17 protein-coding genes are annotated in these 18253 nt (G+C 72.4%); 9 read left to right on the forward strand and 8 right to left on the reverse strand.

Annotated features, from left to right (window positions below; all coding sequences use genetic code 11):
• The first annotated feature begins 54 nt into the window (after nucleotides 1–54).
• From AB0D44_RS17670 to AB0D44_RS17680, 3 genes are all read left to right on the forward strand, one after another.
• Nucleotides 55–471, forward strand: a complete 417-nt coding sequence (locus tag AB0D44_RS17670) for an SsgA family sporulation/cell division regulator (RefSeq protein WP_362591277.1) — start codon at nucleotides 55–57, stop codon at nucleotides 469–471.
• 227 nt (nucleotides 472–698) lie between these two features.
• Entirely contained in the window at nucleotides 699–2339 is a 1641-nt protein-coding gene (locus AB0D44_RS17675; protein ID WP_362591280.1) for an ABC-F family ATP-binding cassette domain-containing protein, read from the forward strand.
• Nucleotides 2340–2704: 365 nt separating this feature from the next.
• Nucleotides 2705–3676 (forward strand): acyl-ACP desaturase, encoded by a 972-nt coding sequence (locus tag AB0D44_RS17680; protein ID WP_362591283.1) that lies wholly within the window; start codon nucleotides 2705–2707, stop codon nucleotides 3674–3676.
• A 138-nt stretch (nucleotides 3677–3814) separates the two neighbouring features.
• On the opposite strand, the gene AB0D44_RS17685 is transcribed toward AB0D44_RS17680, so the two are convergent.
• Genes AB0D44_RS17685 through ligD form a run of 3 tightly spaced genes read right to left on the reverse strand, consistent with a single transcriptional unit; the run spans nucleotide 3815 to nucleotide 5946 of the window.
• Nucleotides 3815–4060 carry a WhiB family transcriptional regulator gene (locus tag AB0D44_RS17685; protein ID WP_362591286.1) on the reverse strand — a complete coding sequence of 82 codons (246 nt, stop codon included), beginning with the start codon at nucleotides 4058–4060 and terminating at the stop codon, nucleotides 3815–3817.
• A gap of 57 nt (nucleotides 4061–4117) precedes the next feature.
• The gene (locus AB0D44_RS17690) at nucleotides 4118–4924 is read right to left on the reverse strand and encodes a VOC family protein (RefSeq protein WP_362591289.1); all 807 of its coding nucleotides are present in this window, start codon (nucleotides 4922–4924) and stop codon (nucleotides 4118–4120) included.
• Nucleotides 4925–4926: 2 nt separating this feature from the next.
• Complete coding sequence (ligD, locus tag AB0D44_RS17695) at nucleotides 4927–5946, reverse strand: non-homologous end-joining DNA ligase (RefSeq protein WP_362591292.1); 1020 nt, start codon at nucleotides 5944–5946, stop codon at nucleotides 4927–4929.
• Nucleotides 5947–6021: 75 nt separating this feature from the next.
• Here ligD and AB0D44_RS17700 point away from each other — a divergent pair, with 75 nt between their 5' ends.
• Nucleotides 6022–7095, forward strand: a complete 1074-nt coding sequence (locus AB0D44_RS17700; RefSeq protein ID WP_362591295.1) for an ATP-dependent DNA ligase — start codon at nucleotides 6022–6024, stop codon at nucleotides 7093–7095.
• 121 nt (nucleotides 7096–7216) lie between these two features.
• On the opposite strand, the gene AB0D44_RS17705 is transcribed toward AB0D44_RS17700, so the two are convergent.
• Both AB0D44_RS17705 and AB0D44_RS17710 read right to left on the reverse strand, forming a co-directional pair.
• Entirely contained in the window at nucleotides 7217–8599 is a 1383-nt protein-coding gene (locus AB0D44_RS17705) for an NAD(P)-binding protein (RefSeq protein WP_362591298.1), read from the reverse strand.
• Between the two features lie 123 nt (nucleotides 8600–8722).
• Nucleotides 8723–9730, reverse strand: coding sequence for an NAD(P)/FAD-dependent oxidoreductase (locus tag AB0D44_RS17710; protein ID WP_362591301.1), 1008 nt, complete (start codon nucleotides 9728–9730; stop codon nucleotides 8723–8725).
• Nucleotides 9731–9822: 92 nt separating this feature from the next.
• On the opposite strand from AB0D44_RS17710, the gene AB0D44_RS17715 reads away from it, so the two are divergent.
• Together AB0D44_RS17715 and AB0D44_RS17720 are read left to right on the forward strand one after the other, a co-directional pair.
• Nucleotides 9823–10440 (forward strand): helix-turn-helix transcriptional regulator, encoded by a 618-nt coding sequence (locus AB0D44_RS17715; protein ID WP_362591304.1) that lies wholly within the window; start codon nucleotides 9823–9825, stop codon nucleotides 10438–10440.
• The gene (locus AB0D44_RS17720; protein WP_362591307.1) at nucleotides 10437–10928 is read left to right on the forward strand and encodes an NUDIX hydrolase; all 492 of its coding nucleotides are present in this window, start codon (nucleotides 10437–10439) and stop codon (nucleotides 10926–10928) included. The genes AB0D44_RS17715 and AB0D44_RS17720 overlap by 4 nt, the downstream gene beginning before the upstream one ends.
• 43 nt (nucleotides 10929–10971) lie before the next feature.
• Here the strand turns inward: AB0D44_RS17720 and AB0D44_RS17725 are convergent, their stop codons facing one another.
• From AB0D44_RS17725 to AB0D44_RS17735, 3 genes are all read right to left on the reverse strand, one after another.
• Complete coding sequence (locus AB0D44_RS17725; RefSeq protein ID WP_362591418.1) at nucleotides 10972–12948, reverse strand: MDR family MFS transporter; 1977 nt, start codon at nucleotides 12946–12948, stop codon at nucleotides 10972–10974.
• A 162-nt stretch (nucleotides 12949–13110) separates the two neighbouring features.
• Complete coding sequence (locus tag AB0D44_RS17730; RefSeq protein WP_362591421.1) at nucleotides 13111–14466, reverse strand: 6-phospho-beta-glucosidase; 1356 nt, start codon at nucleotides 14464–14466, stop codon at nucleotides 13111–13113.
• A gap of 101 nt (nucleotides 14467–14567) precedes the next feature.
• Entirely contained in the window at nucleotides 14568–15554 is a 987-nt protein-coding gene (locus tag AB0D44_RS17735) for a helix-turn-helix domain-containing protein (protein ID WP_362591310.1), read from the reverse strand.
• A 218-nt stretch (nucleotides 15555–15772) separates the two neighbouring features.
• On the opposite strand from AB0D44_RS17735, the gene AB0D44_RS17740 reads away from it, so the two are divergent.
• The 3 genes from AB0D44_RS17740 to AB0D44_RS17750 all read left to right on the forward strand — a co-directional run bounded on the left by AB0D44_RS17740 (nucleotide 15773) and on the right by AB0D44_RS17750 (nucleotide 18247).
• Nucleotides 15773–16441, forward strand: a complete 669-nt coding sequence (locus AB0D44_RS17740) for a helix-turn-helix transcriptional regulator (protein WP_362591313.1) — start codon at nucleotides 15773–15775, stop codon at nucleotides 16439–16441.
• A gap of 64 nt (nucleotides 16442–16505) precedes the next feature.
• Entirely contained in the window at nucleotides 16506–17063 is a 558-nt protein-coding gene (locus AB0D44_RS17745; protein WP_328928674.1) for a toxin-antitoxin system, toxin component, read from the forward strand.
• Nucleotides 17060–18247 carry an MAB_1171c family putative transporter gene (locus AB0D44_RS17750; RefSeq protein ID WP_362591316.1) on the forward strand — a complete coding sequence of 396 codons (1188 nt, stop codon included), beginning with the start codon at nucleotides 17060–17062 and terminating at the stop codon, nucleotides 18245–18247. The genes AB0D44_RS17745 and AB0D44_RS17750 overlap by 4 nt, the downstream gene beginning before the upstream one ends.
• Nucleotides 18248–18253: the final 6 nt, after the last annotated feature.

Genomic DNA, 18253 nt, shown 5'->3' on the forward strand with positions numbered 1-18253 from the left:
TTGCCGGGTTCCACCCCACAACCCGGCAGCAGATCCGCCGCAAGGGAGTGAGCCTTGATCACTGTCATCGAGCAGGCCGTACAGGCCCGTCTGGTCGCCACCGCGCCGAAGGTCGAGACCGTTCCCGTCACCCTCTGCTACGACCGGGCGGATCCGTTCGCGGTGCGCATGGCCTTCCCCGCCCCGGCCACGCTGGAGGGCATCGAGGTCTCCTGGACGTTCTCGCGCGAGCTGCTGGAGTCCGGCCTGGACCGCCCGTCCGGCTGCGGCGACGTGCGCGTGCGCCCGTACGACGGCGACCGCACCACCATCGAGTTCCACGCACCGGAAGGCGTCGCGATCATCCTGGTGCCGACCGCCGAGCTGCACCGGTTCCTGGAGCGCGCCTCGACGGTGGTCCCGCCCGGGCTGGAACACCTGTACCTCGACATGGACCACAGCCTGGCCGAGCTGATGCGCGACACCTGCTGAGCGCCGGCCGGTCCTTATTCGATTGCGGGCGGCTGCGGCCGCCCGTAGTTTCGTTCGTGCCCCTGCGCATCGTTGCGCACCCCGGCGCCCCGCACGTCGAGTATCCGCGTGCCGTCGAAACGGAGTAGGACATTGCTCGTCTGAGGTTCGAGACACCGGCCACCGCCATCCGACAGCCGGCCGTCTCCCCGCGTTGCACGCACCATTCACGCAACCTGGAGGCCTCCATGAGCCACGCCCCTGCTTATCTCACCTGCTCCGCACTGTCCTTCGACTGGCCCGACGGCACGCCCGTGTTCGACGGGTTCCAGCTCGCGATCGGCCCCGGCCGTACCGGTCTGATCGGGCTCAACGGCTGCGGGAAGTCCACCCTGCTGAAGCTCTTCGCAGGCGAACTGACGCCCTCGGAAGGCCAGTTGTCGGTCGCCGGCAGCGTCGGGTACCTCCCGCAGAACGTCACCCTCGACACCGCTCTGCGCGTGGACGAGGCGCTCGGCATCCGCAGCACCCGCGAAGCCCTGCACGCCATCGAGGCGGGCGAGGCCACCGAGGCGAACTTCACCGCCGTGGGCGACGACTGGGACGTGGAGGAACGGGCCCTGGCCACGCTCGACCAGCTCGGGCTCGCCCGGATCGGCCTGGACCGGACCGTCGGCGAACTCTCCGGCGGCGAGTGCGTGCTGCTGCGACTGGCCGCCCTGCTGCTCGCGCGTCCGGACGTCCTGCTGCTGGACGAGCCGACCAACAACCTGGACCTGCGGGCCCGCGGCCGGCTGTACGCGGCGGTGGAGTCCTGGACCGGCGTGATGGTCCTGGTCAGCCACGACCGCGAGCTGTTGGAGCGGGTCGACCAGATCGCCGATCTGCGCGACGGCGAAGTCCGGTGGTACGGCGGGAACTTCACCGACTACGAGGAGATGCTCGCCGCCGAACAGGAGGCTGCCGAGCGGATGGTCCGGGTCGCGGAGGCCGACGTGCAGCGGCAGAAGCGCGAACTGGCCGACGCCCAGGTCAAACTGGCCCGGCGCAAGCGGTACGGACAGAAGATGTACGACACCAAGCGCGAGCCGAAGATCGTGATGGGAGCCCGCAAGCGGGCCGCGCAGGAGTCGGCCGGCAAGCACCGCATCATGCACACCGAGAAGTTGGCCCAGGCCAAGGAACGGCTGGACCACGCGGTGGAGGCGGTCCGGGACGACGACGCGATCCGCATCGAACTGCCCGCCACCCAGGTCCCGCCCGGCCGGCGCGTGCTGACGATGAGCGGGCTGCGCCTGGCCCACGGGGCATCCGTACGGGGCGAATGGGAGCTGCACGGCCCCGAGCGGGTCGCGCTGGTGGGCCGCAACGGCTCGGGCAAGACCACGCTCCTGCGTACGGTCGCGGGGCTGCTCGCGCCGGAGGCCGGGGCGGCGGTGACCCACGTGACCACGCGGTTCCTGCCCCAGCGGCTGGACGTGCTCGACGAGGGCCTGTCGGTGGTGGAGAACGTGGCGCGGTTCGCCCCGCAGGCCACGAACAACCTCATCCGGGCGCGGCTGGCGCACTTCCTGTTCCGCGGCGCCCGGGCGGACCGGCCCGCGGGCACCCTGTCCGGCGGCGAGCGCTTCCGCGCGGCGCTGGCGGCGCTGCTGCTGGCGGAGCCGGCTCCGCAGCTGCTGATGCTGGACGAGCCGACCAACAATCTGGACCTGGCGAGCGTTCGGCAGCTGACGGACGCGCTGGAGTCGTACGAGGGGGCGCTCGTGGTGGCCAGCCACGACGTGCCGTTCCTGGAGTCGATCGGCATCACCCGGTGGCTGATGCTGGACGGCGAGCTGCGTGCGACCACGGCCGAGGAGGTCCGGGAGACGCTGTGGCACGACTGATCCGGCGGCAGGCCCGGCCGGGCGGGGCGCAAGGACGGGCCCCGGCCACCAGCACCGGTCGCCGGCCCCGGTCACCGGCCCCGGCCGCCGGTCCCGGCCACCGATCCGGTCGCCGGTCCCGGTCACCCAGTCCCCGTCACAGGCCTCGACGTGATCCCAGCCGTCAAGGCGGCAGTGGCCGGACCACCTGGTGGCGTGACTTTGGCCCGCCGGATCCCCTCCGAGACGCCTTCCAACTGCACAGATAACTGGATGTAACCGGTCATAGCCCCGCCTGGGGCTTGGCTGGTCTTGATGTCGCGCTTAACCTACGACTCCGTAGGCTACGGAACCGTAGGTAATTCGCTTTGCACCCAGGAGTACCCGTGACGATCACCTCTCCCCACCTCGGCAGCTCGGAGGCGTGGACCGACGCCAAGCTGCTGTACGCGCTGGAAGAGGTGGTCGAGAAGGAGCTCAACCGCCATCTGAAGGTCACCAAGGACTGGATGCCCCACGAGTACGTCCCGTGGAGCGACGGCCGCAACTTCCCGGGCTTCTTCGAGGACGGCGAAGCCTGGGACCCGCAGCAGTCCAAGGTCACCGACATCGGCAAGATCGCGCTGGTCGTGAACCTGCTGACCGAGGACAACCTGCCCAGCTACCACCACGAGATCGCCACGCTCTTCGGCCGCAACGGCGCCTGGGGCACCTGGGTGCACCGCTGGACGGCCGAGGAGGGCCGCCACGGCATCGTGATGCGCGACTACCTGCTGGCCTCGCGCGCCGTGGACCCGGACAAGCTGGAAGCGTTCCGGATGCAGCACATGTCGGAGGGGTTCGAGTCCGACAACCGCCACTCCATGCTGCACTCGGTGGCGTACGTCGCCTTCCAGGAGCTCGCCACCCGCATCTCGCACCGCAACACCGGCCACCAGTCCGGTGACCCCGTGTGCGACCGGATGCTGGCACGCATCGCGCAGGACGAGAACCTGCACATGGTCTTCTACCGCAACCTGCTGGGTGCGGCCTTCGAGCTCGCCCCGGACCTGACGATGCAGGCCGTTCGGGACGTGGTGGTCAACTTCCGGATGCCCGGACACGGCATGCCGGGCTTCGAGCGGATGGCCGCGCAGATGGCGATCGGCGGGGTCTACAACCTGCGGATCCACCACGACGACGTGCTGAGCCCCGTGATCCGCTTCCTGAAGATCATGGACATCGACGGGCTGGGCCCGGACGGTCAGAAGGCCCAGGAGGAGCTCGGCTTGTTCATGAACGGCCTGGACTCCGAGGCCCGCAAGTTCGACGAGCGCCTGGCCGCCCGCGCGGCGCGCCTCGCGGCCCGCCAGGGCTGACCGGCCACGGGCCCCCGGCCCGCCGGCTTCCCCTCGCACACTCGCGTGAGGTCGTTTCGCCCCGGCAGAGCAGCGCTCTGCCGGGGCTTCGCGTCATGGCCCGCCGTGCGGGCGGAGCCGGTCAGCTGCGCGAGCCGGTCAGCTGCGGCGGGACCGCAGGGCCAGGCGCTCGGACTCCGAGAGGCCGCCCCAGACGCCGAAGCGCTCGTCGTTGGCCAGGGCGTACTCCAGGCACGCCGCCCGCCCCTCGCACGCCCCGCACAGCCGCTTCGCATCGCGCAGCGACGAGCCCGGCTCCGGGAAGAAGAAGCCGGGGCCGGTCTGGGCGCACAGGGCCAGGTCGTACCAGGCGGTGGGGGCGGCGGCAGTGGTGTTCATCGACATGCCGGTGATCCTGGCCGCCCTCGATGGACGTCCGATCAACGCTCGATCAACACGAGGTCACGCCGCTTGCCCCGGCGGTGGCGGCGGCACGCTGGCGATGACCGCGAACCGGGCCCCGAAGGGGTCCGCCAGCTTGGCCATGCGGCCGACTCCCTCCAGGGAGATCGGCGTCATCCGGACCTTGCCCCCCGCCTCCTCCGCCCCCGCCGCGGTCGCGTCGCAGTCGGTCACCTCGAAGTACGGCGTCCAGTACGGCCGTTCGGCGTCCTCGACGGGGTCCGTGGCAAGGGGGACCAGGCCTCCGATGGCCGCCTCCTCCGTCGTGCCGGCCGGCCGGACCGTCGTGTACGTACCGCCGTCGAACGGCACACCGCCGATCTGCCAGCCGAGCACCGCGTGGTAGAACTCGGCCGCCGCGTCGATGTCGCCCGTGTAGAGCTCGGTCCAGCACAGGGAGCCGACCTCCGTCACCGCGCCCAGGCCCTCGTTCCTCCCGGGCTGCCACACCCCGAAGCCCACGCCCTCCGGATCCGCGAAGACCGCCAGCCGGCCGGAGTCCCTGATGTCCATCGGCTCGGCCATCACCCTGCCGCCCGCCCGGAGCACGGCCGCCGCCGTGGCGTCCGCGTCGGCGGTCCGGAAGTACACCTGCCAGGCCGCCGGGCCCTGGTCCGCCGGCACGGCCGCCCCGCCCGCGACCGTCTTGCCGCCGAGGTGGAACATCCCGTACCCGCCGGCCTCCTCGCCGCCCGCCCGGAAGTCCCAGCCGAACAGTCCTGCGTAGAACCGGGCGGCCGCGCCGATGTCCGGCGTACCGAGATCCACCCAGTTCGGGGCGCCGTCCTCGTAGTCGGTGGTGAGCATGGTCAGTCCTCGTGTTTCGCGCGGCTCGGCTGGACGCGCTTGGGTTCGCCCGGCATCTTCGGATAGTCCGGGGGGTAGGGCATGTCGCCCAGGCCGTGATCGTGTTCGTCGCGGGCGGCGAGTTCGAGTACGGCGTCGAGGGTGAAGGCGTGGTCGTCCATGTCGGCGTGGAGGTCGCCCAGTTCGGCGAAGCGGGCCGGCATCGTCACGATGTCGAAGTCGCGCGGTTCCGCGTCGTCCACCTCGTCCCAGCGCAGCGGCGCCGACACCGGGGCGTGCGGGCGGGGGCGGACGGAGTAGGCGGAGGCGATCGTGCGGTCGCGCGCCGTCTGGTTGTAGTCGACGAAGATCCGCTCGCCGCGCTGCTCCTTCCACCAGGCCGTCGTGACCTTCCCCGGCATCCGGCGCTCCAGTTCCCGGCCGAGGGCGATGGCGCACCTGCGGACCTCGGTGAAGGTCCAGCGCGGCTCGATGGGGACGAAGACGTGCAGGCCGCGGCCGCCCGAGGTCTTGGGCCAGCCCCGGAGCCCCAGCTCGTCGAGGAGGGCGCGCAGTTGGTGCGCGGCCGCCACCGCGTGGTGGTAGTCGGTGCCCGGCTGGGGGTCGAGGTCGATCCGCAGCTCGTCGGGCCGGTCGGTGTCCTCCCGCCGCACCGGCCACGGATGGAAGGTGAGGCAGCCCAGGTTGGCGGCCCACAGGACGGCGGCCGGCTCGGTCGGGCAGATCTCGTCGGCGCTGCGCCCGCTCGGGAATTCGATGTGGGCGGTCGGGATCCAGTCGGGGAGGTTCTTCGGCGCCCGCTTCTGGAAGAAGGACTCGCCCTCCACCCCGTCGGGGTAGCGCTCCAGGGTCGTCGGCCGGTTGCGCAGGGCACGCGTGATGCCGTCCGCGACGGCCAGGTAGTACTCGGCCACGTCCCGCTTGGTGAGGCCGCGCTCGGGGAAGTACACCTTGTCCGGGCTGGACAGCCGTACCGTCCGCCCGCCCGCGTCCAGCTCGATGGCATTGCCGGCAGCACCCATGTGCGCCACGGTAGGCGGGTCCGGCCGGGTGCGCACGGCGGGCGGGCTCGGACGTAGCGCCGCAGAATCGACAGCATGGACCTGCCGGTGATGCCGCCCGTGAAGCCGATGCTCGCCAAGTCCGTGACGAAGATCCCGCCCGGGATGCAGTACGAGGCCAAGTGGGACGGCTTCCGGGCCATCGTGCACCGCGACGGCGACGAGATCGAGATCGGCAGCCGGACGGGCAAGAGCCTGACCCGGTACTTCCCCGAGCTGGTGACGGCCCTCAAGGCGAACCTGCCCGACCGCTGCGTCGTCGACGGCGAGGTGGTGATCGTCCGCGGCGGGCGTCTGGACTTCGACCAGCTGACCGAGCGCATCCATCCCGCCGCCTCGCGCGTGAACATGCTCGCCGAGACCACCCCGGCCAGCTTCGTCGTCTTCGACCTTTTGGCGCTCGGCGACCAGGCCCTGCTCGACACCCCGCTCGCCGAGCGCCGCAGCGCCCTCGTCCGCTCCCTCTCCACCGCTCGGCCCCCCGTCCATCTCGCGCCCGCGACCACCGATCCCGCGCTCGCGCAGGAGTGGTTCGACCGGTTCGAGGGCGCCGGGCTCGACGGGGTGATCGCCAAACCCCTCGATCTCCCCTACCGGCCCGATGCCCGCCTCATGTTCAAGATCAAGCACGAGCGTACGGCGGACGTCGTCCTCGCGGGTTTCCGTTTCCACAAGAGCGGTCCGATTGTCGGATCGCTGCTGCTGGGGCTGTACGACGGCCACGGAGCGCTCCAGCACGTCGGTGTGTGCGCCGCGTTCCCCATGAAGCGCCGCGCCGAGCTCGTCGAAGAGCTCGAACCGCTGCGCATGCCGGACCCCGAGGGCCATCCGTGGGGGGCATGGGCCGAGGAGTCCGCCCACGAGAGCGCCCGCCTGCCCGGCGCGCAGAGCCGCTGGACCGGCAAGAAGGACCTGTCCTGGGTACCGCTGCGCCCGGAGCGGGTCCTGGAGGTGAAGTACGACCACATGGAGGGCGACCGCTTCCGCCACACGGCCCAGTTCCGCCGCTGGCGCCCCGACCGCACTCCGGAGAGCTGCACCTACACCCAGCTGGAGGAGGTCGTCCACTACGACCTCGCCGAGGTCCTCGGCGCTCCGCCGGCCCGCTGACGGCGGGCGGCGGGCGGCAGCGGGGCGGCGGGCAGCGGCCGGGCGGCAACCCGCGGCTGGCGGGCGGCGACCAGCGGCTGGCGGGCCGCAGCCGCCGGACCGGGCCGGCGGGCCGCTCGGCTCAGACCGCCGTGAGCTTCTCCCATTCCGCACGGTCCGGTCCGACCGCGTTCGGCTCGTAGTCCGGCCTCGCGGCCAGCCAGCGCGCCACCCGGGCCCGGATCTGCGGATCCGCGTACGCCTCCCCCGGCATGTCGGCCAGGTGCCGGACCCTGGCCCGGGCCCGCATCACCTCCGGATCCTCCAGCGCGCAGTCGAACAGCGCCGCCACCTCGCGCGCCGTCCCCGTCCGCCCGACCCGGGTCGCGAAACGCTCCCCGATGGCCGCGTCGGCGACGACCTGGAAGTCGAACCACGGCTTCAGGGTGCGCACCGCCCAGGCGTGGTGCTCGGCGGCGAAACGCTCCGAACCGGGGTCCCGGTGCGCCGTACGAGCCACTCTGCGGGCAGCCCACAGGGCGAGCGAAGTGCCTTGCCCGAGGGTCGGGTTGGTGTGCGTGACCGCGTCACCGACCGGCACCAGCCCGGTCACCACCGGCCCCCGCTCGTCGACGAGCGCGCTCCACCGGTTGTCCAGGCTCGCGGTGGCCAGCACCTCCGACAGCGGTTCGGCCCCGAGTGCCAGCCAGGCCGCACCGGGCGGGAAGGCGCGGGCCGCGGCCTCGAAGACGGCGGGGTCGCGCAGCGCCGAGCGCGTGGTGTCGGTGGTGTGCACGAAGAGCGTCACGGCGAAGATCCGGTTGTCGGCGGGGAAGACCGCGCATCCGGCGAAGACGCCGCCGGTCACCGCCCACGGGCGGCGCGGCCCCTCGTCCATGCCCTCGGGCAGCCGGTACCAGCGGCAGAAGTAGGCGAGCCCGGTGCGGTGCCGTTCCACGACGGGCGGGCGGCAGCCCGCCGCGGTGAGCCAGCGCTCCACGCCGCCGCGCCGTCCGCCCGCGTCCACCACGAGGTCCCCCTCGTAGCTCCCCGACTCGGTGGTCACTCCCGTCACCCGGACCCCGGGGGCCGTGAGCAGGCCGGTGACCGGTTCTCCGTACCGCGAGACGACGCCCTGTTCGGCGCGCAGGGCGGTGGCCAGTGCGCTTTCCAGGACGATCCGCCGCGCCTGGAGCATGACGAGGTCCTCGTCGCCGGGGCGGGCGGGGGGCCGTTCGTCGAACCAGTCCAGCTCGTGCCGCTCGCGGGCTCCGAGCCGGAGCATCTCCGCGTGGACGTCGGGCAGTTCCTCGCGCAGGACGGTGCGTGCGGCCCCCAGCAGCGCGTGCGGCTGGCCGGCCTGCGGCACCGTCGGGCGACGCCAGCCGAAGAAGTCGCGGTCGAGCGCGGTACCCGGGGCGCGCGTGTCGCGCTCGAACAGTTCCGCCGTGTGGCCCTGGCGTGCCGCGAGCAGGGCGGTGGCCAGCCCTCCGACACCTCCGCCGATGACCAGTACGTGTGCCATTGCGCCCCCCTGAGCCGATGAACCGTACGACGATCAGATCGCCCAGAGCCTGCGCGATCGAAGGCCGTCCGAAACCCGCACGAATGCCCGAGGGGGTGGGCAGGTGCGGACGCCGTGCGGCCGCTATGCGGACCGAGGGGTGCCTGGTCCGTCCGCCTCCCCCGCACGCTCCGCCGCCCCCGCGCGGTACGCCTCCACCGCGCGCCGGGTCTCCGCCTCGATCAGGTCGGTGTTGATCGCGACGGCCGCCCGCACCCCCTGGGCGGCCGCGCCCGCGACCTGCTCCATCGGGGAGGTCACGTTGCCCGCCACCCAGACGCCCGGATGAGCGGTGGCTCCGGTCATCGGGTCGGACTCGACGCAGGTCCCGATGACGTGGCCGTCCCGCTCCAGGGCGGCCGACGGCAGGCCCAGGCCCTTCAGGACTCCGGAGCGGGCGGTGAACCGGGGTGCGACCACGAGCGCCCCGCACCGGGCCGCGCCGCCGCCCGCCAGGGTCACCCCGGTCAGCCGGTCCTCGTCCACCACGAGCCCGGTCACCTCACCCTCGACGACGTCGACGCCCCGGGCGGCCAGCACGTCCCGGTCCTCGCCGGTGAGCCGCCAGGTGTGCGCGAGCAGGGTGGTCCGCTCGCTCCACTGCCGCCAGAGCCCGGCCTGGAACACCGCGAGGGGGCCGTCGGCCAGCACCGCGACCGGCTCGTCCCGCACCTCCCAGCCGTGGCAGTACGGGCAGTGCAGCACGTCCCGCCCCCAGCGCGCCCGCAGACCCGGCACCGCGGGCAGCTCGTCCGCCAGACCGGTGGCGACGAGCAGCCGCCCTGCCAGGACGGTCGAGCCGTCCCCGCAGCGGACCAGGAAGCCCCCGTCGGGCAGCCGGTCCGCGGCGACGACCGTGCCCGTCCTGATCCGCCCGCCGTAGCCGGCCACCTCCGCCCTCCCCGCGGCCAGCAGGTCGGCCGGGCTGCGTCCGTCGTGGCCGAGGTACGCGTGCAGGTGCGCGGCGGGGGCGTTGCGCGGACTGCCCGAGTCGATCACCAGCACCGAGCGGCGGGCGCGGACCAGGGTCAGCGCTCCGGCGAGCCCGGCGGCTCCGCCGCCGACCACCACCACGTCGAACCGTTCCGTCATCGCGTGTGCATCCTTTTCGCTGTCCATACCGGTGAGGATCTTCCCGGCGGACGAACTTGACAAATGTTGTTGCCGAAGCGGCAAATGGGAACATGGCCACCGAGAAGCAGGACGAGGAACTCGCCGGCGTGCTGACCGCCGTGGGACCGCGGCTGCGCGCCCTGCGCCAGGAGCGCGGCACCACTTTGGCCCAGCTCAGCGAGGCCACCGGCATCTCGCTCTCCACCCTGTCCCGGCTCGAGTCCGGACAGCGCAGGCCGACGCTGGAGCTGCTGCTGCCGCTGGCCAAGGCGCACCGGGTGGCGCTCGACGAGCTGGTCGGCGCGCCCGAGACGGGGGACCCGCGGATCCGCCCGCGGCCGCTCGTCCGCCACGGCACCACCATCGTGCCGCTGACCCGCCACTTCGGCGGGGTGCACGCCTTCAAGCAGGTCTTCCCGGCAGTCGAAGGCACCCCGGCGGTGCCGGAACTGCGCGTCCACGAGGGCTACGAGTGGCTGTACGTGCTCTCCGGACGCATCCGGCTGCTGCTGGGCGAGCACGACCTCGTCCTCGGCCCCGGGGAGGTCGCCGAGTTCGACACCCGCACCCCGCACGCGTTCTTCAACGCAGGTCCGCACGGGGCGGAGTGCCTCAGCCTCTTCGGGCCGCAGGGCGAGCGGATCCACGTCCGCGCCAGGCCCACCACTTCACCGGAAGGACGGACATGAGCACCACCGACGAGCGCTCCGAACGCCCCGAACGCCCCGAGCGGGCCGTCCCCCGGCCGAACGCCGTCGTCGGCGTCGGTCTGGTGGTGATCGGTTCGGACGGCCGGGTCCTGCTCGGGCAGGCGCACGACGGCCGCTGGGAGCTGCCCGGGGGCAAGGTCGACCCCGGGGAGGGCTTCGAGCAGGCCGCCGCCCGGGAACTCGCCGAGGAGACGGCTCTGCGGGCGGACCCGGGCGGGATCCGGATCCTCTCCGTGCAGATCGAGGCGGTGTCGGGCCTGACCCGGCTCACGGCGGCCGCCGTGACCACGACGGCCCACGGCACCCCCGCCGTCACCGAGCCGGACAAGATCGCCCGCTGGCAGTGGTTCGCCCCGGCCGACATCCCCTCGGCCCTCTACGCGCCGTCCGCGGCGGTCCTGCGCAGCTGGCGCCCGGACCTCGCGACACTGCCGGCCGTGCCCTCGTACGACTACCCGACCGCCTAGTGCTCTGACCGGAAGGTTCACCCCCGCCTCCCCCGCCTCCCCACTACGCCACCGCCCGCGGCGCGAAGTTGCCCTCGCCCAGGTCCTCCGCGAGCAGCCGCTTCGCGATCGCGTCCGCCGCCACCCGCAGCTCCGCGCTCCGGGGCCGGCCCCGGTCCTTCTCCAGCTGGTCGCCGAGCCAGTCCGCCCACGCCGCCGAGATGACGTCGGCCTCCCGCTGTCCGGCCGGGGTCAGCGTGAAGAAGGTGCCCTCGCGGGTGAGGTAGCCCTCCTCCACCATCCGGTCGAAGACCGGCAGCAGGACCTCCGACGGCACGGAACGGCGCCCGGCGATCAGGCCGAGACTGGCGTAGCCGACCGTCCGGGTCATCAGTTCCACCTGCATCACCGCCCACGCGCCCGCCATGTCCAGCCGGGTGTCGGAGGCGTGGACGATCGAGCGGGCCGTCTGCGGCCCCATGCTCCTGACGAGTTTGCCGACCGCCAGCTCCAGCAGCTTGGCCGAGTCCCCGCTGGCCGTGGCCGGCGAGGCGAAGCCGTCGCCCATGTCCGTCGACCCGGCGCGGGCGCTGTCGCGCAACGTGACCTGCTTGAGGAAGAGCCCGACGACAAGCCCGAACGCCGCCACCGGCACGGTCCAGAGGAACACCGTGTGCAGGGCGTGCGCGTAGGCGTCGACCACCGGCCCCGCGGCCGTCGGATCGAGCCCGTGGACCCCCTGCGGGCTCGACGCCTCCCGGGCCAGCTGCGCCGGGTCCTCCCCGGTGAGCCGCGCCGCCTCCGCGACCGCCGCCTTCAGCTCGGGCCCCAGGCTGTTCGCGTAGATCGTCCCGAACACCGCCGTGCCGAAGGAGCTGCCGAGCGTACGGAAGAACGTGACCCCCGAGGTGGCCGTGCCGAGGTCGGCGTAGTCCACGGTGTTCTGCACCGCGATCGTCAGCACCTGCATGGACAGCCCGATGCCCGTACCGAGCACGAACATGAACAGTGACTCCAGCAGGGTGCTCGTCCCCGGCTCCATCCGCGACAGCAGGTACAGGCCGGCGCCCATGACCGCACAGCCCACGATCGGGAAGATCCGGTACTGGCCCGTCCTGCTGGTGACGTTGCCGCTGAAGACCGAGGCGAGGAGCAGCCCGAAGACCATGGGCAGGGTCCGGACGCCCGAGATCGTGGCCGAGTCGCCGTCGACGTACTGGAGGTAGGTCGGCAGGAAGGTCATCGCGCCGAGCATCGCGAACCCGACGACGAAGCTGAGGACGGAACAGACGGAGAAGACCGGATTGCGGAACAGCCGCATGGGCAGCATCGGCTGCGCGGCGCGCGTCTCGGCCAGGCAGAACAGCACCAGCGCGAGGGCGCCGCCCGCGAACAGGCCGATGATCGGAGCCGAGCTCCAGGCGTACTCGTTCCCGCCCCAGCTGGTGGCCAGGATCAGGGCGCTCGCGCCGATCGCGACCAGGGCGATGCCCAGGTAGTCGATGACCGGCTTGCCCGCGGCCCGTACCGAGGGGATCGTCCGGGCGGCCGCGATGACGACGAGGATCGCGATCGGGACGTTGACGTAGAAGCACCACCGCCAGCTGAGCTGGTCGGTGAACAGGCCTCCGAGGAGCGGTCCGATGACGGTGGAGACGCCGAACACGGCGCCGATCATGCCCTGGTACTTCCCGCGTTCGCGCAGGGGCACCACATCGGCGATCAGCGCCATCGCGGTGACCATCAGGCCGCCGGCCCCGATGCCCTGGACGCCGCGCCACAGGATCAGGAAGGTCATGTTCCCGGCCAGGCCGCACAGGAAGGAGCCGCTGATGAAGATGACGGCCGACAGCTGGAAGATCAGCTTCCGGCCGAACAGGTCGCCGAACTTGCCCACCAGCACCGTCGCGACGGTCTCCGCGAGCAGGTAGGAGGTCACCACCCACGACATGTGGTCCCCGCCGCCGAGATCCGCCACGATCGTGGGCAGGGCGGTTCCGACGATCGTCTGGTCCAGCGCGGCCAGCAGTACGCCCAGCATGATCGTGCCGAAGATGACGTTGCGCCGCCGCCGGTCGAGCACGGGGGGCGCAGGAGCTGCGGCGGGGGCTGTGGTCACCCTCGCACTCTCACAGTCCCCCCGCCCCGCCGCATGCGGCACTGCGCCGTACGGGCGAGCCCTCGAGACCCCCCGTAGCGGGCGTCAGCGCAGGTGGGCCAGGCCCGGATGGGCGGCCGCGTACCCCTCCAGGAGCCGCCGGGCCACCCCCACAGAGTCCACCAGCGGATGCAGGGCGAAGGCCTTCACGGCGGCCGCCCGGGAGCCGCTCGCCGCGGCCGCCAGGACCTCCCGCTCGACCGCTTTCACCGCCGTCACCAGCGCGACCGCGTGCAGCGGCAGCGGCGCGACCCCCACCGGGTGGGCGCCGTTGGCGTCGACCAGGCAGGGCACCTCGATGACGGCCTCCGCGTCGAGGACGGACAGGGTCGAGCCGTTGCGGACGTTGAGGATCAGCGTGGCCCGTTCGTCGCGGGCGATGGCCCGCATCAGCGCGAGCGCCACCTGCTCGTAGCCACCGGATTCCAGGTCGCTGCCGTCGCGCTCGCCGGCCCCCGCCGCCTCGCGGTTCTCGGCCATGTACGTGGCTTCGCGCTCGGCCCGGGTCCGGTCCCAGGCGGCCAGCGCCGCCCCGGGCGGCAGCCCGGCCGCGCCCGCCTCGGCGTAGAAACCGCGCTGCTGGTCGCGCAGGAAGGCCCCGCGCGTCCGCTTCACCTCCTGGTACGCCCGTACGGTGTCGCGGTTGAAGTAGTAGTAGTGCAGGTACTCGTTCGGGATCGCACCCAGCGAGCGCAGCCACTCGGCCCCGAAGAGCCGGCCCTCCTCGAACGACTCCAGCGCCTCGGTGTCGGCCAGCAGCCGGGGCAGTAGGTCACGGCCGCCGATGTGCAGCCCGCGCACCCAGCCCAGGTGGTTGAGACCGACGTAGTCGATCCACGCCTCCTGCGGCCGGGCCCCCAGCAGCCGGGCGATGCGCCGGCCCAGCCCCACGGGCGAGTCGCAGATGCCGATCACGCGCGCGCCGAGCTGCTCGGCCATCGCCTCCGTCACCAGACCCGCCGGGTTGGTGAAGTTGATGACCCAGGCGTCCGGGGCCGTACGGGCGATCCTGCGCGCGAGTTCCCGGGCCACCGGCACGGTCCGCAGTCCGTAGGCGATCCCGCCCGCGCCCACCGTCTCCTGGCCCAGCACCCCTTCGGCCAGGGCGATCCGCTCGTCGGCGGCCCGCCCCTCGAGTCCGCCGACCCGGATGGCCGAGAACACGAAGTCGGCCCCGCGCAGGGCCTCGTCGAGGTCCCGGGTCGCCGTGACGGCCGGGGCGTCGGGCACCCCGGCGGCGGCCGCCTGGTCCGCGAGGACCCGGGCCATGGCGGCGAGCCGCGCCGGATCCTCGTCGTACAGGGTCACTTCGGTCACCCGGCCCTCGGCACGGTCGCCGAGGAGTGCTCCGTAGACGAGGGGTACCCGGAACCCGCCCCCGCCGAGGATCGTCAACCGCACGCCCTTACCGCCCTTCACCGACGCCAGTGCCACGATCGGTGACACCGGACCGGCACGGGATCCGTGGCACGCGACCTACGGGGACAGTCTCCCCCGGCCGCTCACTCCCCCAGCGACGGCACGGCGCGCAGCCGGGCGCCCTGCTGCCGGGCGGCCCCGCCGCCGCGGACGGGACCCAGCGGCGCGCCCTGCGGCGCGGAGAGGATCAGGGTGATGCGGGTGAGGCCCATCCCGTCCAGCATCCGGCTGGTCTCGGCCACCATCCGGCAGCGCACGACCCCCCGCCGCGGGTCGGGGTGGCGCACGGTCCGTACCGCCCCGTCCTGTTCCGCCGCGTCTGCTCCGCGCTTGCTCAGCCAGTGCGGCACCCCGTAGCGGTAGGCCGCCTCCATGAACGGATCGCGGGCCACCTCCTGGCGGATGCTGCGCAGCCCCTCGTCCTCCGGGGCCGCGGCGAGCGCGGTGGCGAACTGGGCCAGCAGCGGTACGCACCAGCCCGGTTCGTGGTCCTCCAGCACGGCAGCCGCATCCGGGTGGAACAGCACGAAGCGCAGGAAGTTGTCGTCCGGCAGGGCCGTCGGATGCGGCCGGACCGACTGGAAGAGCCGGTCGAAGGCCGAGTTGGTGAGCGCGACGTCCCAGCGGTGGTCCACCAGGAAGCTCGGGTAGGGGACGGCTTCCATGAGCGCCGCGTAGTCGCACAAGTAGTCGCGCTGCGCAGGGTCCTCGGGCAGCCGGTTCTCCTCGGCCGCCCGCCAGGTGGGCGGGGGGTCGCGGTCGACCATGACGCGGAAGAGCCAGAAGCACTGCCTCTCGCTCATCTCCAACGCCTCTGCCAGGGCCAGCAGTTTGCGGTCGGTCCACTCCTTGACCAGGCCGCGTTCCCAATTGCCGTACGCGCGCACGCTGATGCGCAGCCGAGCGGCGAGGTCCTCCTGGCTCAGCCCCAGCTCCTCGCGGCGCTGGCGCAAAATCTCCTTGCGTCGCTCCGACCGCACGGCGCCGCGTGCGGACTCCTCGCCCGCCAGGCGCTCCTCACCGGCTCGGGCGAGGCCGTCGGCCGGGCCCACCGCTGCGAGATGTGGCACCGAGAGCTCCCCCTCCTCACGGTCTGGATCTTCATTTCCGTGTGGCGATCCTGCTACCGACCTCATTCGAGTGTCAACTATTGTGGCAATTCAAGCCTCTTGACAGCTCATTCCCGCCACAGCTGTGGCACGTTCTAGCCCTTCGGTGCGATAACAGCTAGATTCCAGGAGCCGACCATGTGCCCGTACCGACTTCGCGCGAACTAGGAGAACCCCTGGTGACAGACGGCTTCCCGGCTCCCGTCGCGGTAGCCCACGCACCCCTGACAGCCACCGTCACGCGTGTCGCCGAACTCGCGGGCAAGTTGGGCCGCGATCTGAACCAGGTCTTCGACCTGCGGCGCCTCTCGGAGGCGTCCGGCGTGCCCACGGACGTGGTCAGGACCCTGCTCGACGGCAGGCCGGCCGGCGAACCCGACCTCCAGACCCGGTTCCTCCAGCGCCTGGACCTGCTGCGGCGCACCCGGGTCAAACCCAACGGCCGCCGCTACACGCAGCAGGAGATCGCGGACGGCGCCGGGATGTCCCGGCAGCAGGCCGGCGCCCTGATCAACGGCGACCGCCGCCCCACCATGGAGCACTGCGACGCCATCCAGCGCTTCTTCGGTGTGCACGCCGGCTTCCTCACCGCCCACGACGCGGACGCCCTCACCGACGCGCTCCTGCGGACCGAGCAGCAGCTGCTCCAGGACTTCGCGGTCCGCGCGCGCGAAAACGTACCGGCCGCGGCCGCTTCGGCAGGCGATCCGCTGGCAAGACTCCTCCAGAACCACGGTGTGCGGGGCATCGCCTGGAGAGCCGCCCAACTGCCCAGCGACAAGCACCGGGACAAGGTGACCGAATGGCTGGACATGCTCCTCGAAAGCGTCAAACCGAACGAATCCTGACCCAGTCGAACATCTGGGTCTGATCCTTGAGTCCTGATCCGGATCCGCGCCGACGGGGAGAACGGTGAGCATAGGCAGAGAGCAGCGGCGGTTGTGCGGGGAGCTGGTGGCCGGGATCCGGCTGACCGCCCCCGTGGAACCCGTGGACCTCTACGCCGCCCTCTGCGAGGGCATGAGCAGACACCGCGGCCGCCGGGTGGATTTCCGGATGGCCTCGTTCCCGCCGGGGACGGCCAGCGGACTGTGGCTCGACATGGCGGACCGCGATCTCGTGGTCATCGAGGAGCGCACGGCACCCGACCACCAGTTGGTGATCCTGGGCCACGAGTTGTGGCACATGAAGGCCGGCCACTGCAGCCACCACGTCGACGGCGCCGCCGTCGCCGCCCGGCTGCTGTCCGACGAGGCCGACATCGGCGAGACCGTCCGCCGCGTCGCCGCGCGCACGCGCGCCGACGTACGGGAGGAGACCGAGGCCGAGACCTTCGGCTTACTGCTGGGGAGCCGGTGCCGGACCTGGCTCGCCGGGTCGGCGAGCCACCGGGCACCGGCGCAGCGGGACCATCTGGCGGGCCGGATCGAGGCAGCGCTGGGCTATCGGGGGCACAGGAACGATCGTTGAACGGCCAGGACTACTACATACCGGCAGCCGCCATGGCGGTCTCGCTCGCCTTCAAGCTGCCGGCCCTGCGCCACAACTGGCGTGACCCGCTGCTCCGTTCCGTCTGCGCGCTGCTGACACTGGCCGGCGCCGTGTTCGCCTTCGCCGCCCCGCCCACCATCGCGGCCGTCAACCGCTGGACCGGGGTCCCGAACATCTCCGCCCCTCTGGTGTACTGCCTGATCACCGCGTTCAGCGCCTCCTGCCTGGTCCTGGTCGTCAACTGGCGGGGCGGACCGCCCGAGGAGACCCGCCGCACCTCGCGGCGCTGGATCCTCGGCTACAGCGTGGTGATCGTGGCCCTGGTCGTGCTGTTCGCCCTGGGCGAGGCCCCGCAGGAGCGGCTGCGCGACCTGGACACCCACTACGCGAACACCCCGTACATCCGGGAGATGATCGCCCTCTACCTGGTGGCGCACAACGTGGCCGCGGTGGTGATGGTGGCCATGTGCTGGCGCTGGTCCCTCCAGGTGCGAGGCTGGCTGCGGGTCGGCCTGATGATCATCGTCGCGGGCTACATGTTCAACCTCAGCTACGACGCGACCAAGATGTCCGCGGTGGTGGCCCGCTGGACCGGTCACGACCTCGACTTCCTCAGCACGCTCGTCGCCCCGCCGCTGGCCTCCGTCGGAGCGCTGATCAGCGCGATCGGCTTCGTGCTCCCGCTCGTGTGCCAGCGCCTGTCGGACAGCTGGGAGACCTGGACGACGTACCGCAGGCTCGGTTCGTTGTGGCAGGAGGTGCAGATCGCCGCGCCCGGCGGCACCCCCTCGGTGCAGATGGCCTGGTGGTCCGCCGCCGAGCTGCGCGTGATCCAGCGCGAGTCGGACATCCACGACGGATTCCTGCACCTGGGCCCGTACTTCGACCGGCGCCTGCGCGAGGAGGCCCACGAGCGCGCCCTCGCCGAGGGCGCCGACGAGACGACCGCCCGCGCGGTCGCCGACGCCGCCATGGTCGCGGCCGCCGTTCAGGCCCGCTCGGCCGACCCCGAGGGCAGGGTCATCGGCGCCGGCGAGGAGACCGTGCTCGACACCGCGGACGGACCGCGCGACCTGCTGCGGATCTCCCACGCCCTGCGGCATTCGCCGCTGGTGCGGGCGGTCCGGCAGCAGGCCGCCCTCTCGGGCAGCGGCCACGCCTGAGCCGCG

It is taken from the genome of Streptomyces sp. NPDC048349 (genome assembly GCF_040651925.1).
Lineage (GTDB): Bacteria > Actinomycetota > Actinomycetes > Streptomycetales > Streptomycetaceae > Streptomyces.

What these genes read in the sequence shown, in the direction of transcription:
- ligD (WP_362591292.1), bottom strand. Translation starts at nt 5,946, where the DNA reads ATGGGTGCTGCCGGCAATGCCATCGAGCTGGACGCGGGCGGGCGGACG.
- AB0D44_RS17675 (WP_362591280.1), top strand. Translation starts at nt 699, where the DNA reads ATGAGCCACGCCCCTGCTTATCTCACCTGCTCCGCACTGTCCTTCGAC.
- AB0D44_RS17685 (WP_362591286.1), bottom strand. Translation starts at nt 4,060, where the DNA reads ATGTCGATGAACACCACTGCCGCCGCCCCCACCGCCTGGTACGACCTG.
- AB0D44_RS17705 (WP_362591298.1), bottom strand. Translation starts at nt 8,599, where the DNA reads ATGGCACACGTACTGGTCATCGGCGGAGGTGTCGGAGGGCTGGCCACC.
- AB0D44_RS17710 (WP_362591301.1), bottom strand. Translation starts at nt 9,730, where the DNA reads ATGACGGAACGGTTCGACGTGGTGGTGGTCGGCGGCGGAGCCGCCGGG.
- AB0D44_RS17690 (WP_362591289.1), bottom strand. Translation starts at nt 4,924, where the DNA reads ATGCTCACCACCGACTACGAGGACGGCGCCCCGAACTGGGTGGATCTC.
- AB0D44_RS17725 (WP_362591418.1), bottom strand. Translation starts at nt 12,948, where the DNA reads ATGCTGGGCGTACTGCTGGCCGCGCTGGACCAGACGATCGTCGGAACC.
- AB0D44_RS17720 (WP_362591307.1), top strand. Translation starts at nt 10,437, where the DNA reads ATGAGCACCACCGACGAGCGCTCCGAACGCCCCGAACGCCCCGAGCGG.
- AB0D44_RS17700 (WP_362591295.1), top strand. Translation starts at nt 6,022, where the DNA reads ATGGACCTGCCGGTGATGCCGCCCGTGAAGCCGATGCTCGCCAAGTCC.
- AB0D44_RS17715 (WP_362591304.1), top strand. Translation starts at nt 9,823, where the DNA reads ATGGCCACCGAGAAGCAGGACGAGGAACTCGCCGGCGTGCTGACCGCC.